Annotated in this window: 15 protein-coding genes and 1 other annotated feature; of the genes, 11 read left to right on the top strand and 4 right to left on the bottom strand. The window is 53.8% G+C overall.

Annotated elements, in window-relative coordinates:
* Positions 1-235 precede the first annotated feature (235 nt).
* Positions 236-1,924, bottom strand: coding sequence for a 2-isopropylmalate synthase (leuA, locus tag I6E39_RS05795; protein ID WP_235380663.1), 1,689 nt, complete (start codon positions 1,922-1,924; stop codon positions 236-238).
* A gap of 104 nt (positions 1,925-2,028) precedes the next feature.
* Positions 2,029-2,273, bottom strand: a binding site (T-box leader).
* 161 nt (positions 2,274-2,434) lie between these two features.
* Positions 2,435-2,626, bottom strand: a complete 192-nt coding sequence (locus I6E39_RS05790) for a hypothetical protein (RefSeq protein WP_235380662.1) — start codon at positions 2,624-2,626, stop codon at positions 2,435-2,437.
* A 1,237-nt stretch (positions 2,627-3,863) separates the two neighbouring features.
* On the opposite strand from I6E39_RS05790, the gene I6E39_RS05785 reads away from it, so the two are divergent.
* Positions 3,864-5,084, top strand: a complete 1,221-nt coding sequence (locus I6E39_RS05785; protein WP_002584949.1) for an MFS transporter — start codon at positions 3,864-3,866, stop codon at positions 5,082-5,084.
* Positions 5,085-5,164: 80 nt separating this feature from the next.
* Here the strand turns inward: I6E39_RS05785 and I6E39_RS05780 are convergent, their stop codons facing one another.
* Both I6E39_RS05780 and I6E39_RS05775 read right to left on the bottom strand, forming a co-directional pair.
* Positions 5,165-5,965: a helix-turn-helix domain-containing protein gene (locus tag I6E39_RS05780; RefSeq protein ID WP_002575858.1), complete on the bottom strand. Its 801-nt coding sequence runs from the start codon at positions 5,963-5,965 to the stop codon at positions 5,165-5,167.
* Between the two features lie 78 nt (positions 5,966-6,043).
* On the bottom strand, positions 6,044-6,307 hold the full coding sequence (locus I6E39_RS05775) for a hypothetical protein (RefSeq protein WP_002575859.1): 264 nt from the start codon (positions 6,305-6,307) through the stop codon (positions 6,044-6,046).
* A 228-nt stretch (positions 6,308-6,535) separates the two neighbouring features.
* Between I6E39_RS05775 and I6E39_RS05770 the strand changes: the two genes are divergently transcribed.
* The 10 genes from I6E39_RS05770 to I6E39_RS05730 form a co-directional block, all read left to right on the top strand.
* Positions 6,536-6,949: a cysteine-rich VLP domain-containing protein gene (locus tag I6E39_RS05770; protein ID WP_002575860.1), complete on the top strand. Its 414-nt coding sequence runs from the start codon at positions 6,536-6,538 to the stop codon at positions 6,947-6,949.
* Positions 6,950-7,060: 111 nt separating this feature from the next.
* The gene (locus I6E39_RS05765) at positions 7,061-7,456 is read left to right on the top strand and encodes a replication initiator protein A (RefSeq protein WP_002575861.1); all 396 of its coding nucleotides are present in this window, start codon (positions 7,061-7,063) and stop codon (positions 7,454-7,456) included.
* 173 nt (positions 7,457-7,629) lie between these two features.
* The gene (gene mobV, locus I6E39_RS05760) at positions 7,630-8,574 is read left to right on the top strand and encodes a MobV family relaxase (RefSeq protein WP_002575862.1); all 945 of its coding nucleotides are present in this window, start codon (positions 7,630-7,632) and stop codon (positions 8,572-8,574) included.
* Positions 8,575-8,578: 4 nt separating this feature from the next.
* On the top strand, positions 8,579-8,770 hold the full coding sequence (locus I6E39_RS05755) for a hypothetical protein (RefSeq protein ID WP_321118048.1): 192 nt from the start codon (positions 8,579-8,581) through the stop codon (positions 8,768-8,770).
* Positions 8,771-8,864: 94 nt separating this feature from the next.
* On the top strand, positions 8,865-10,376 hold the full coding sequence (locus I6E39_RS05750; protein ID WP_002575864.1) for a recombinase family protein: 1,512 nt from the start codon (positions 8,865-8,867) through the stop codon (positions 10,374-10,376).
* Between the two features lie 583 nt (positions 10,377-10,959).
* Positions 10,960-11,508: a hypothetical protein gene (locus I6E39_RS05745; protein WP_235380661.1), complete on the top strand. Its 549-nt coding sequence runs from the start codon at positions 10,960-10,962 to the stop codon at positions 11,506-11,508.
* A gap of 42 nt (positions 11,509-11,550) precedes the next feature.
* On the top strand, positions 11,551-11,736 hold the full coding sequence (locus I6E39_RS05740; RefSeq protein ID WP_235380660.1) for a spore coat protein: 186 nt from the start codon (positions 11,551-11,553) through the stop codon (positions 11,734-11,736).
* A 17-nt stretch (positions 11,737-11,753) separates the two neighbouring features.
* Positions 11,754-12,011, top strand: coding sequence for a spore coat protein (locus I6E39_RS05735; protein WP_235380659.1), 258 nt, complete (start codon positions 11,754-11,756; stop codon positions 12,009-12,011).
* A 377-nt stretch (positions 12,012-12,388) separates the two neighbouring features.
* Positions 12,389-12,517 carry a hypothetical protein gene (locus tag I6E39_RS11075; protein ID WP_268842208.1) on the top strand — a complete coding sequence of 43 codons (129 nt, stop codon included), beginning with the start codon at positions 12,389-12,391 and terminating at the stop codon, positions 12,515-12,517.
* Between the two features lie 532 nt (positions 12,518-13,049).
* On the top strand, positions 13,050-14,724 hold a 1,675-nt coding region (locus I6E39_RS05730), incomplete at its 3' end, for a pyruvate carboxylase subunit B (RefSeq protein ID WP_235380658.1).

Genomic DNA, 14,724 nt, shown 5'->3' with positions numbered 1-14,724 from the left:
CTGGTTCGAACCAGGGAAGACACGAACATATAAAATAAGTATACTCTAAACAAGATAAAAGTCAATTAAAAAAGGACGTAAGACAGGTAATAAGTAGCACAGCGGACGTAAAATGCGGGATAGGACCTGCTTTTGCATCAGTAAGATAGGACTAATGCATTTATTAAGAGAAAAATAGTCATAAAAATCTCCGGCCTTAAGAGAAAGACCGGAGATTTTGAAGTTAGGCCCGGATTCAGTGGCTGCGCTTTGCCCGGTTGATGGCGGACAGGATGGCGCGCAGGGGGGCCAGGTTGATGTTGTGGGACAGGCCGACGCCCCAGTATTTCTTGCCGTCCCGCTGATCCTGGAGCAGGATGTAGGCCGCGCCCTGGGAATCGGAGCCGTCGGTGATGGCGTGGGAGGCGTAGTCCAGGAAGGTGAAGCGGGCCATCTTCTCGTCCTTGATGGCGTTGAAGAAGGCGTCGATGGGGCCGTTGCCTTCGCCGGAGACCTTGAAGATGGTGTCGGTGTGCTGGAGCGTGCCCCAGAAGGTAACGTGGGAGTGGCCCTCGCTGTCCACACTCTCCTGGAAGGCGTGCTTGAGCAGCTTGTAGGGCTCCTTGGCCTCGATGTACTCCTGGTGGAACAGCTCGTTAATGCGCTCGGGGGAGATCTCCTTGCCCACCTTGTCAGTCTCATGCTGGATAATGGCGCCGAACTCGGGATGCATGGCCTTGGGCAGGTCGAAGCCGAAGTTGTGCTCCATGATGTAGGCGGCGCCGCCCTTGCCGGACTGGGAGTTAATGCGGATGATGGGCTCGTACTCCCGGCCCACGTCGGCGGGGTCAATGGGCAGATAGGGGATCTCCCAGAAGTCGGAGTTGGACTCCTTCATGTACTGGGTGCCCTTGTTGATGGCGTCCTGGTGGCTGCCGGAGAAGGCGGTAAAGACCAGCTTGCCGGCGTAAGGCTGCCGGTCGCCCACGGGCATCTTGGTGCAGCGCTCAAACATCTCCTTGACCTTGTTGATGTTGGAGAAGTCCAGCTCGGGGTCCACGCCCTGGGTGTACATGTTCATGGCCAGGGTGACGATGTCCACGTTGCCGGTGCGCTCGCCGTTGCCGAAGAGGGTGGCCTCCACCCGGTCGGCGCCGGCCAGCAGGCCCATTTCGGCGGTGGCCACGCCGCAGCCCCGGTCGTTGTGGGGGTGGAGGGAGATGATGGCGTTCCGCCGGCCGGGGATCTTCTTGCAGAAGTACTCCAACATGTCGGCGAACTGGTTGGGCATGCAGTTCTCCACGGTGGTGGGCAGGTTCAGGATGACCTTGTTCTCCGGGGTGGCGTGGAGGTGCTCCAGCACCGCCTGGCAGATCTCCACAGCGTAGTCCATCTCGGTGCCCATAAAGGACTCGGGGGAGTACTCAAAGCGGAGATTCATGCCCTCCTCAATGAGGGGACGGGACATCTCATAGATCAGGTCGGCGGCATCGGTGGCGATTTTGGTGATGCCGTCGGTGTCCATGTGGAAGACCACCTTCCGCTGGAGGGTGGAGGTGGAGTTGTAGAAGTGGAGGATCACGTTCTTGGCGCCGCGGATGGCCTCAAAGGTCTTTTTGATGAGGTGCTCCCGGGCCTGGACCAGCACCTGGATGGTCACGTCGTCGGGGATATGCCCTCCCTCAATCAGCTCACGGCAGATCTCGTACTCGGTCTCGCTGGCGGAAGGGAAGCCGATCTCGATCTCCTTGATGCCGATGTCCACAAGGGTGTGGAAGTATTCCAGCTTTTCCTGAAGGTTCATGGGGTCCACCAGAGCCTGGTTGCCGTCCCGCAGGTCCACGGAACACCAGATGGGGGCCTTGGAGATGACCTTGTCGGGCCAGGTGCGGCCCACGATCTTCTGGGGCTGGAAGGGAATGTACTTTTTGTAACCGGGATTCATAGTAAAGTCCTCCTCATTCAGGCAAACTGCCTTTGTTTGCTCCGCCGTGGTTGGCGGCGGGCGGGTCGGAGCAGGGGATAGAAAAACGCCCCTGACTCGGAAAAGTCAGGGGCGAGAAAATCATCACGCGGTACCACCCTGGTTCAGCCGCCCGTTTCCGGCACGGCCCTCAAAGCCTCCAACAAGGCCTCGGCCGGTAACGGGGCCAGACGTCCTGTTCTACTGAAAGAGGTTCAAACAGGCTGCTCAGGGACCAGTTATACACAGCGGAGTCACGCGCCGGTTCGCACCAACCACCGGCTCTCTGAGGGGGACGTTCCGCCGTCTTTATTCCCTTCATCGCATTTGTTTGTTGTAGATTTTAGCCGAAGGGGGTGGGTTTGTCAAGGGGGAATTTTACGGGATCGCCACGGCGAGGACGAGTCGGCCATGCGTACATCCCGCGGCGTGACAAGGAGGAATTGCAAAATCGGCAATGGAAAAACGCCCTCCAGGGAGAGCGGTAAATGCTTATTCCTTTGGAGCGGTGCTGGCCCAGATGGACCACGACAGGGAAAGAAAAAATGCAACAACGTTCATTGCGGTCAACCACGTTTCGAAAAACGGCATTAGACTGGTCAAGCCGAGCACGGCTGTCATAAGCCAAAGAATCCCACACAGGGAATGAGATTCCTTTTGAAATTCTTTTACGATGTCCCTCATGTTTACTTCCACCTTTTTGCGATGAAGATCATACCTTTTTCGATTTATGTTGATTGAAACCTGTTTTATCAAACGGTCGTCATTTTCGCAGAGAAGTGCAGCCCAATTCCGTGCGTCCTCAAATTAAACAAAGGCGGCCCTGCTTCTATGGAAACTCGGCAAGCTGAGGTTTTTGCTTACTGCTTAGGTCAGTTTACAAGGAACTACACGCAGACCGTGAAACGGGCTGCTGACAACAAACGGCGCTATGCTCCCGGCTGGGTGCATAGCACCTGTTTGTTGCGGGGGTTTCCAAAGGGGGCAGCGCCCCATTTGGCACACGACTTTGCGGAGCAAAGTGTAGTGTGTTATACGCTCTGTCGGCGTTGCCCTGAAAATACCGTTGCCGCCGGGGAGGGCAAGGGCATTTGACGCGGCAGGAAAGCAGGGCTTTGTTTGGGGCTGGTAAGCCGGAAACAAAGGGCTGATTTCAGCAGCAGACAGGGCGTATTATGAAAGCCCCCGTCCCTCGTCCTCCGCCCCCGGCCTATGGGACAAAAAGTCCCAAAGCTCTGGACACCGTGACCAGATGTGTGGCCACACTCCGGGAAAAGTAGCAGGACGGCAGGAAACCGTCAAGGCTGAAATGAATGGGCTGACGCCCGGCCTTGACCGTTCCCCGCCGCCCCGCTGGATGGGTGGACAAGGTGGCCAATCCCTAAAAGTGTTTGGCCGCACTCGTTCATTTTGGGGCCTTTCTTCTCCCAAAATTGAAATGGGCGGGAAAGCCCTAAAATGGCTTTCCCGCCTTGATTACCCATTAGCAAAGACGGGCGAGACTGTCAACGGCGGCGCTGAAAGCGCCGTTCATCTTGACCGTTGACTGGCTCGCCTGGCTTTGCTACTGCCCGTAAGAGATGGAAAAACAAGATGGAAAACAAGGTTAAAAATGGTTGACAAGTCTATCGGATGTGTGTTATACTGTGCGACAGTTTGAGATTGGAAGGAGGCTTACGTGTGTTAATTTGTGTACGCTAATAAGCAATAAAAAGTAGAAGTACCTTTCCACATGATGGTGGGCTTTTTTTGCGTGCGTATGCAAAGGAACACGTAGGTTTGACACGAGCAGTCTTTGAACTGTATCGTGGTGTTTTTTCGTGCTTTGTTGTTATGCAGGCGTCTGCCCTCTCTGTGGGACAACGCCTGCTTTTTATTGCAGAAACAAAGGAACAATGCAATAAAAAAGGAGGTTCGCATTATGACCCAAAACAACAATTCATGGAGAAAAACTTATTTTACACTTCTTGCCGGACAAGCAATATCCTTTATTAGCAGCGGTATTTTGCAAATGGCCATTATCTTTTATTTGGTTGCGAAAACTAATTCTGCAATCATATTGACGGCGGCAACACTGATTGGATTTTTGCCGCAAGCCTGTTTAGGCCCGTTTGCAGGTGCTTTTGTTGACCGGCACAGCCGTAAAAGCGTAATGATTGGTGCGGATTTGATAATTGCCGCCGCTGGCGGTATTCTGGCGCTGGTGGCGTTTTACATGGAATTGCCCGTATGGTCTATTATGGTTGTCCTGTTAATCCGAAGTGCGGGAACTGCTTTTCATTCTCCAGCATTCAGCGCAGCAACACCTATGATTGTGCCAAAAGAGGAACTTACAAAATGCGCTGGTTACACGCAGACCATGCAAGCAGTAAGTGCGATTATCAGTCCAGCTGCCGCAGCGTTTTTATATGCTGTTTGGCCTCTTAATGCAATTATATTGTTAGATATTGTGGGTGCAATCCTTGCCTGTGTGACTGTTGCGATTTCGTCCATACCAACGCCTGAACTATGTCCAGAAACGAAAAGACAACAGTTTTTACAGGATATGAAAGAGGGGTATGTGGTATTAAAGCAAAACAGGGGCCTCTTTGCTCTGCTCTGGATTGGTGTAATTTATATGTTCTTTTATATGCCAATCAGTACGCTTTTTCCTCTCATCTGTATGTCATACTTCAAAGGAACACCGGCCCATGCCTCTGCCGCTGAAATTGCTTTTGCGGTTGGTATGCTGCTTGGCGGAGTCATTCTGAGCATTTGGGGCGGTTTTAAGAAACGGCGGTACACCATCGGTCTTTCCGTTCTCCTGATGGGCGTTAGCAATATGCTCTCCGGGCTTTTGCCGCCAGACGCATTTCTTGTCTTTGTTGTGTGCTGTACTGTTATGGGAATTTCCGCTCCATTTTACGGTGTGCAAAATGCGATTTTTCAAGAAACGGTCAAACCAGAATATCTGGGGAGAGTTTTTTCTCTACTGACAAGCGCCGCTTCCCTCGCCATGCCGTTTGGCCTTGTCATTTCCGGGCCTCTGGCGGAGCGGCTGGGAGTTGAGAAATGGTTTGTCATTTGCGGAATTGGCATTATCATCGTTGCGCTTGCCGTATTTTTACTACCCGGTTTGAGAGAGATTGACAATACGCAATAATCAACTGCACCTTTTTCTATTACTAAACAAAATGCCTGGATGGTGGTTCTGAAAAACCAGAACCGCCGTTCAGGCATTTTTTATCTTCGTCCTCTCTGCGGTTTTGGATTCTTCAGCAAGTCGGATTTTTCCGCAATCTTTTTCAGCCACTTCCGTTCTTCTACTGACAGCTTCCTAAAATTCAGCTTGAGCCGTTTGCAGATAAACGCCAAGTACGCTTGTTCCGTGTCGCTGTCCTGGCTGACGATTTCACCAGCAGTTTCCAGCATTTCTTTTAGCGGGTTATCCTCTGGGACGCTGAAAAAATCGTCCTTGTGTGTTTCCCGCAGAGCAAGGGCAATCCCGTTTATGTCCCGTTGTATCACATAGCGGCAAAACTCGTCCTCATCAATATGGGCGGTGATAAGCTGTCTTAACTGCGTATCACTCATGCCAGGATTATGCTTTTTTATAACAGTTGCGCTCATCGTGTCCACTATGGCGTTTGCACCCTGCGCCTGTTTCAGTGCCGTTCCGTTCACATAGATTTCAAGGTCAGCCATCAGCCGGGGGAAATCCGGGTGCGCCGCCAGCTCACACAGCAGGGTATTGTCTATCCTCCCGCTTTTCAGCAGGTCAATCATTTCATCACTCAAACGCAGGTCTGCAAGATCGGCGTTTGGGTGATTTTTCATTTCAGACAGCCCCAGCAGATAATCAGCGGTCACACCGTAAAACTTCGCCAGCCGGATAAGGGCATAGTGGCTGATGTCCTTGAAGTCTTCCGTTTCGTAACTGCCCAGCGCAGACTTGGAAAGCCCGGTCTGCTCCGCAAGCTGCCCCAGCGTCAAGCCACGCTCCACACGTAGGTCTTTTAATCGCTCTTGTATGGATAAAGACATATTCACCCTCCTTGCTAGCTCAACGAAAGAGAAGCCGTTATGCTATGTACTATGCTCATAGCATAACGGCATAGGCATTTACAGTTTTATTTTACCATTTGCTACATCTTCACGAAATTTATCAACAAGCTTCGCTGTCAGCTTGGATTTACCGTAGTGTTCAAGTACAAAAGTACGATAACTTTTTCCATCTACAAGCACATCACTTTTTCTGGTCAACAACCAATTTCCGTTACCTCCTCCCTGTTCTCTAATATTCCAGTCTTTCCCATATCTTTTATAGATTTCATCTTTTTTACCTTGAACAGACATTGATTCGCTTGGAATATAAACAATTTGCATAATAGCTCCTCCTTTATTTTGTGCAAGAAGACCAGAAACCTGAATTTGTCTTTTATCTTTTTTTGATTATATCACAAATCCGAGAGCGTGGAAATAGGGAGTTTTTCAGGCTGATTTCCTACCTCTTGGATATACGGCACAGGCGGTCAAAAAGGTGTAGACTTGGGATAGTTCATCGATGGACAAGCACCTTGGAAACAGAACACGCCAAAGAAAACGGAGGGACGCATGAGCAAAAGACCCTATCAACACCTGCCGCCGCTGGAACACAGGCCGGACGGCTCCCCCTACCGCATAACCCCGCCCCAGAAGAGACGAGCCAGCGGCCTGATACGCCGGGAGTGCTGCAACTGCGAGGACGGAAACTGCCTTGCGCTGGACGATGGCGACACCTGCGCCTGTCCGCAGATGATTTCGTTCTCCGTCTGCTGCAAGTGGTTCCGCTGGGCGGTCTTGCCGCTGGACAGGACGCTGGAAGCGGAGATTTACCGGGACAGGGACTTGAAACGCTGTGCGGAGTGCGGCGGTGTGTTCGTCCCGAAGTCCAACCGGGGCAAATACTGCCCGGACTGCGCCGCCAGAGTTCACAGGCGGCAGAAAACAGAAAGTGAACGGAAAAGGAGGTCTGCTGTGGACAGTTAAGAGCGGGAAAAGCCTTGATTTGCAAGGCTCCGCAAGCCCTCAACCGGGGCGGCTGGTATCATTTATCATTCGCCCCGGAAAACGGGCCTCTAACCGTCCACAAAACACGCTATGACAAACACGATTTATATTCACCAGCCGGAAAAGGCGTTCAGTTTCACCCGGCTCCCCAATTTCCTTTTTGAAGCACCCACATTCCAGCCCTTGAGCAACGAAGCGAAGGTGCTGTATGCCTTTGTCCTGCGCCGGGCGGAGTTGTCCCGGAAGAACGGCTGGGCGGACGAGTACGGGCGGGTCTACCTGTACTACCCCATCTGCGAGGTGGTCGCTTTGCTCCGCTGCGGGCGGCAGAAAGCGGTCAACACCCTGCGGGAGTTGCAGTATGCGGGGCTGGTGGAAATCCAGAAACAGGGCTGTGGAAAACCCAACCGCATTTACCCGAAATCCTATGAAGCGGTTCCAAACACCGACTTCAAGAAATCCGGTTATGGTACGCCGGAGGGCTGAAAACCGTACTTGGCGAGTACGAAAATCAATCCTCTTGAAGTACGGAAATCTGACGGTATATAGAAATACAGAGATTAAAACCATCTATTTACATTCATTCCATTCCAATCCTATCAGAGATATTTTCGGCGGGAAAACCCGCCGGAAAGGAATGGAATGGGGAAAGGAGTTCAATGGCACAACACGCAATTTTGCGATTTGAGAAGCACAAGGGCCACCCGGCGGGGCCGCTGGAAGCCCACCATGAACGGAAAAAGGAGCAGTACGCCAGCAACCCGGACATTGACACCAGCCGGAGCAAGTACAATTTCCACATCGTCAAGCCGGATGGCCGCTACTACCATTTCATTCAGAGCCGCATCGAGCAGGCCAGATGCCGCACCCGCAAGGACAGCACTCGGTTTGTGGACACGCTGATTACCGCCAGCCCGGAGTTTTTCAAGGGCAAGTCCCCAAAGGAGATAGCGGCCTACTTCCAGAGGGCGGCGGACTTCCTCATTGACCGGGTGGGCCGGGAGAACATCGTTTCGGCTATGGTACACATGGATGAAAAAACGCCCCATCTGCACTTGGTCTTTGTGCCGCTGACAAAGGACAACCGCCTGTGCGCCAAAGAAATTATCGGCAACCGGGCCAATCTGACGAAGTGGCAGGACGATTTTCACGCCTGTATGGTGGAGCAGTACCCCGACCTGGAGCGTGGGGAAAGCGCCAGCAAGACGGGCCGGAAGCATATCCCCACCCGGCTGTTCAAACAGGCGGTCAACCTCTCCAAACAGGCGAGGGCCATTGAAGCGGTTCTCTCCGGCATTACCCCGCTGAACGCCGGAAAGAAGAAAGAGGAAGCCCTCTCCATGCTGAAAAAGTGGTTTCCGCAGATGGAGAACTTCTCCGGGCAACTGAAAAAATACAAGGTCACAATCAATGACTTGTTAGCGGAAAATGAAAAGCTGGAAGTCAGGGCAAAGGCCAGCGAAAAAGGCAAGATGAATGACACGATGGAACGGGCGAAGTTAAAAAGCGAACTGGACGATATGCGGCGGCTGGTTGACCGTATCCCGCCGGAGATTTTAGCGGAACTGAAACGGCAACAGCGGCAGCATGGAAAGGAAAGGTGATCTTATAAGTAATATCAGATACAAAAAGGAAATCGAAATCGTGACTTTTCAGGGAAAGGAAATCACACTGGAAAATCTCTCCCCGGTGTTCACGCCGGAACAGGAAGCAGCCAAACGCCGGGAACTGGAACAGCAGCTTTATGAGGTGTTCCGCAAGTACGCCGACAAGCGGGAGAGTGAGGAAGCCGGGACATAAGGTTTTCCAAACCCATCATTGATTTGCGGGGCTGCTGGCGGTATAATAGAACTGTCAGCAGCTCCGTTTCTTTTTTAAGAAAAGGAGCGACAATATGAACAATCGGATAGACGCAATCTATGCAAGACAATCGGTAGACAAAAAGGACAGCATTTCCATTGAAAGCCAGATTGAATTTTGCAAATACGAGTTGAAAGGCGGTAACTGCAAGGAATACACAGACAAAGGGTACAGCGGCAAGAACACAGACCGTCCGAAGTTTCAAGAACTGGTGCGGGACATCAAGCGGGGCTTGATTGCAAAGGTCGTGGTTTACAAGCTCGACCGTATCAGCCGTTCCATTCTGGACTTTGCCAACATGATGGAGCTGTTCCAGCAGTACAATGTGGAGTTTGTGTCCTCTACGGAAAAGTTTGATACCTCCACGCCGATGGGACGGGCCATGCTGAATATCTGTATCGTGTTCGCCCAGCTTGAACGGGAAACGATACAGAAGCGGGTAACGGACGCTTACTACTCCCGCAGTCAGCGGGGCTTTAAGATGGGCGGGAAAGCCCCTTACGGCTTCCATACGGAGCCTATCAAGATGGACGGTATCAACACAAAGAAGCTGGTGGTAAACCCGGAGGAAGCGGCCAATATCCGGCTGATGTTTGAGATGTACGCCCAGCCCACAACTTCCTACGGGGACATTACCCGGTACTTTGCCGAACAGGGGATTTTGTTCCATGGCAAAGAGCTGATACGCCCCACGCTGGCGCAGATGTTACGCAATCCTGTCTATGTGCAGGCAGACCTTGATGTGTACGAATTTTTCAAAAGTCAAGGTACAGTCATTGTCAATGACGTTGCCGATTTTACGGGCATGAACGGCTGCTATCTGTATCAAGGGCGAGATGTAAAGGCCAGCAAGAAAAACGACTTAAAAGACCAAATGCTGGTACTGGCTCCCCATGAGGGTATCGTCCCCTCCGACACCTGGCTGACCTGCCGCAAGAAGCTGATGAACAACATGAAAATCCAGTCTGCCCGGAAAGCCACCCACACATGGCTGGCAGGAAAAATCAAGTGCGGGAATTGCGGGTATGCTCTTATGAGTATCTACAATCCCTCCGGCAAACAGTATCTCCGCTGCACGAAACGGCTGGACAATAAAAGCTGTCCTGGCTGTGGGAAAATCATCACTTCGGAACTGGAAGCGGTTGTTTATCAGCAGATGGTAAAGAAGCTGGCAAGCTACAAGACGCTGACAGGAAAAAAGAAAGCGGCAAAGGCAAACCCGAAAATCACCGCCCTGCAAGTGGAACTTGCCCATGTAGACAGCGAGATTGAAAAGCTGGTGGACAGTCTGACGGGGGCAAACAATGTCCTGTTCTCCTATGTGAATGTGAAGATAGCGGAACTGGACGGGCGCAAGCAGGAACTTCTGGCAAGGATAGCGGAGTTGACTGTGGAGGCCATCAGCCCGGAACAGGTCAGCCAGATTTCCGGCTACCTCGATACCTGGGAGAATGTATCTTTTGATGACAAGCGGCGTGTGGTGGATTTGATGATCACCACCATAGCCGCCACAAGCGACAGCTTGAACATCACATGGAAAATCTGACTGGCGGCACCCCTCCCGTCAGATACCTACCCTGTGTAGTCCCTTGTAAACTGTACTTTGCCACTGGCGATGAAGCCGCTCTGTTTGGACGCCCTCATCCCCGTAGAGAGGAACTAACTCACGTTTCAAATTGGAAGCGGCGGAAGCGCCCGGCTTCCCACGATCAAAGGGAACGGTGTAAACGATGGTTTTTCCTTCCTTTCCAAGGGAGATGATCCTGACTTGGATTATCATGACAGCCAGAAGAATCACGCATGCCGCGCCCAAAATTACTGTTATGCTTTTTTCATGGGCACACCTTTTCACCATCCCGATTCATTGAAATTATTCTATCATCCCGGTATCGGATACGTCAACTTGACGAAGGATAAAACCGTCAGTCCTGATCTCAAACTGGACCGGAATATGGCCGTTTCTGCCGCATTGAGCAAAAATGGATCACGTTACGGCAGAAACCATTTCCCCCGTCATGAAAATGGCAGGAGACGTTGCCGGGCCGCTGAAAACGTTTGCCCGCCCTGTGAAACCTGTGTGGAATTCCCCGCCCACCGGCATAGAATAGGGGAAGAGGGGGCGGAGAGCGATGGAACAGAAACTGGAAATGAAGGGCGGCGGGACGCTGACCGTGTGCCGGGACGGGCCCAGGGTCCATCTGGAGGCTGTCCGTCCCGGAGACGGCCGTGGACTCTACAAGGCGTGGCTGCTGGGACAGCGGGGCGGCCGTTTTCTGCTGGGCACGCTGGCTCCGGAGGGGGGCGTCCTCCGGCTGAAACGGACCATCCCTCAGGGCGATCTGGAGCGGGCAGGGTGCTGGCCGGTGGCGGGGGCGGAAGCTCCGCTGGCCTTTCCCTTCGCCGGCGGGGAGCGCTGGTACTGTGAGGCGCACCCTGAGCGGCTGCTCCGGGATCCGGTCCTCCGAAGCCAGATCCGGGGACCCATGCTGTGCAGGAAAGAGCAGGGGGGCTTCCGGCTGGCAGCGCCCTTCCGCACGGATGGGCCGGTGGCGCTGGAGACCCTGTTCTGTCTGGCGCGGCTGGAGCGTCTGGAGGGCCGCGCCCATCTGGTCTGGAGCTTTGACCGGGAGGGCCGGCCCACTGTTCCGCATAAGACCGGGTCTTTTGGGCAAAACTGACCTTCAGTACGGGGGATGCCCCGCCATAAAGGAGGAACGTCTATGTCCAATCTGACCAGCAAGGAACTGGCCGGCCTGTCCGACCAGCTGGACTTCGAGAAGGTGCTGCACTGTAAGTACCTCTCCGCGGTCCAGGAGTGCCAGGACCAGGAACTGAAAAGCAAGTTCCAGAGCTGTGCCGACCAGCACATGCAGAACTACAAGACCCTGCTGAACCATCTGCGCTGAAGAGGAGGGAAAACAAAATGAACGACCAGGAGCGACTGACGGACTTTCTCTGCAGCGAGAAGAAGATGTCCGCCAACTATGACGCCTATGCCGCTGAGTGTGTCAGCACCAACCTGCGGGACGACTATCTGAAGATCTTCAACCAGGGTCACATGACCCAGACCGACCTGTTCAAACTGGCCCAGGCCAAGGGCTGGTACCAGGTGGAGCAGGCTCCGGCGAACAAGGTGAGCCAGGCCTACACCAAGTTTTCCAACCAGCAGCCCTCCAACTGAGCGGAACGCAAAGCCGGGGATGGGGATTCCGTCCCCGGTTTTGCACGTCTCGTATAAAAAACTTGCATGATACAAACAAATAGTACTTGACAAAATCTGACGTTAGGTTTACAATAATCAAATAAGGAAGGATAAGAGTCCTACCTTAAATATTTTAAAACTGCTGAGGAAAGAGGTGGCACAGGATGCGGTACGGTTATTATGTAACCCAGGGCGGCTATGTTGGCTGCAAGCGATCGGAACAGACTGTGCGTGAACGAAAGGCCTGAGTGCAGGCCGGTGAATTCTGAACACGATTCTTTCCTCCATCGTTTGCAGTGCGGACGGTGGTATTTTTATACCCATTTGAACGGAAGCATCGAAAGGAGTGGAACAGCATGACGATGATAAAGCGCGAGGTAAACAATATCTGGTCCCGGGTACGGCCCGACGTGGATATTGACGATCTGATCTTTGATTATGAAAACACCCATGCCCGCGAGGATGAGCCGTGCAGTGACCGGTGACGGGGCGGCCGCGGCCCGTGTCTGAAGCGGATATGGATGGGGATTGAGCGCCGCAGCGGGATATTGCCGTTCCGCTGCGGCGTGAAACTGTTGATAAAGCCCGCCGGACCGAAGGTTCGGAGGGAAGAATTGAAGAATTGGTGGAAAGGGGACCGTCAGGGTCCCCTTTTTCCGTGCATGACAGACTGGAGCACAAAACATAGTTCGTGTTTTGTGCTGGAAACAGCCGGACAAAGAGACGTTCCCGGCGGACTGGCGCCGCGGCAGAGCATGGTTGTTCTGTCGCGGCATTTTTGATGTGGTGCGGGCGGAAAAGAGGGATGGGACCCGGGGGAACCAGGCAAGAAAAGATAACATAGGGCAGAAAAAAGCAACGATTCTTCCGACCAGGGGACTTGCTTTATGAGGAAAGATATACTAAAATGATAACAAGTGCCTTTGCGGCGATCCGGTGGATGCCGCTGCCAGAAGGGGCGCACCCTTTTTTGTGAAACATGCTTTATAATATAGAGCAATACGGAGGTCGATTGACATGAGAAAAGTTCAGTTTACCGAGACTGTGCTGCGTGACGCGAACCAGTCGCTGATCGCTACCCGTCTGCCGTACAGCAAGTTTGAGTCTATCCTGGAGACCATGGACCAGGCCGGCTTCTACTCTGCTGAGGTCTGGGGCGGCGCCACCTTCGACGTCTGCCTGCGTTATCTGCAGGAAGATCCCTGGGAGCGTCTGCGCAAGATCCGCGCCAAGATGCCCAACACCAAGCTCCAGATGCTGCTGCGCGGCCAGAATATCCTGGGCTATAAGCACTATCCCGATGATGTTGTCCGCAAGTTTGTGGAGTACTCCGTGAAAAACGGTATTGATATCATCCGTATTTTCGACGCCCTGAACGACGTGCGGAACCTGGAAGTGGCCATTGACGAGACCAACAAGCAGGGCGCCCACGCTTCCGGCACCATCTGCTTCACCACCAGCCCCGTCCACACGCTGGAGAAGAACGTCCAGATGGTCAAGGATCTGAAGAGCATGGGCGTTCAGTCCATCTGCATCAAGGATATGGCCGGTATCATGGGTCCCAAGGAGGCCTATGACCTGTCCGCCGCCATCAAGGACGCGGTGCCTGAGCTGCCCCTGGTCATCCACACCCACTGCACCACCGGCCTGGCCTTTATGACCTGCCTGAAGGCGGTGGAGGCCGGTGCCGACGTGCTGGATACTGCCATTTCCCCCATGTCCGGCGGCACCGCTCAGCCTGCCACCGAGACCCTGGCCTACGCTCTGCGCGGTCTGGGCTATCAGGTGGATCTGAACGATAAGGTCCTGATCCAGATGGCCGATTACTTCAAGGGCGTCCGCGCCGACTTCCTGAAGGACGGCACTCTGGACCCCATCTCCATGGCCACCGACACCCAGTGCCTGAACTACCAGATCCCGGGCGGCATGCTGTCCAACCTGATCTCCCAGCTGAAGATGATGAACGCCATCGACAAGCTGGACGAGGCTCTGGCCGAGACGCCCAAGGTCCGCGCCGACCTGGGCTATCCTCCTCTGGTCACCCCCACCAGCCAGATGGTCGGCTCTCAGGCCGTCCAGAACGTGCTGGCCGGCGAGCGCTACAAGGTGGTCGGCAAGGAGATCAAGGCCTACTGCCGCGGCGAGTACGGCCGTACGCCCGCCCCCATTGATCCCGTGATCCAAAAGAAGATTTTGGGCGACACCCCCGTGGTCGAGGGCCGTTTCGCTGATTCTCTGGCGCCTGAGTTCGAGAAGACCAAGAAGGAACTGGGCGATAAGGCAAAGTGTGACGAAGATGTTCTGTCCTATATCGCATTCCCCCAGGTTGCCATGGCCTTCTTTGAGGACCGTGCCACCGGGTTTAAGAAGAAGGAGGCTGCCCCCGTGAAAAACACTGCTCCCGCCGCCCCCGCCGCTAAGGCTGAGGTGTCCCCTGTCCCCGCGTGGCAGGGCCATGTTTACTATCCCAACGTCCCTGCTCCTGAAGTGCCCGGCTACACCACCCGTACCATCCAGCCCTTCGCCGCCACCTATCAACCCCCTCACCTGAAGATGCCCGTCCCCGGCGGCGACCTGACCGGCAGCTTCACCGTCACCATCGACGGCAAGCCCTTCCAGGTGTCCGTGGAGAAGGCTGACGGCCCCGCCGCTCCTGTGGCCCCCGTAGCCGCCGCCCCCGTGGCTGCTGCTC

Origin of the sequence: Pseudoflavonifractor phocaeensis (assembly GCF_021531375.1) — a bacterium.
GTDB classification, from domain to species: Bacteria; Bacillota; Clostridia; order Oscillospirales; family Oscillospiraceae; genus Lawsonibacter; species Lawsonibacter phocaeensis_B.
The sequence above is the reverse complement of the archived record's forward strand: the minus strand, read 5'-3'. Positions and strand labels throughout refer to the sequence as shown.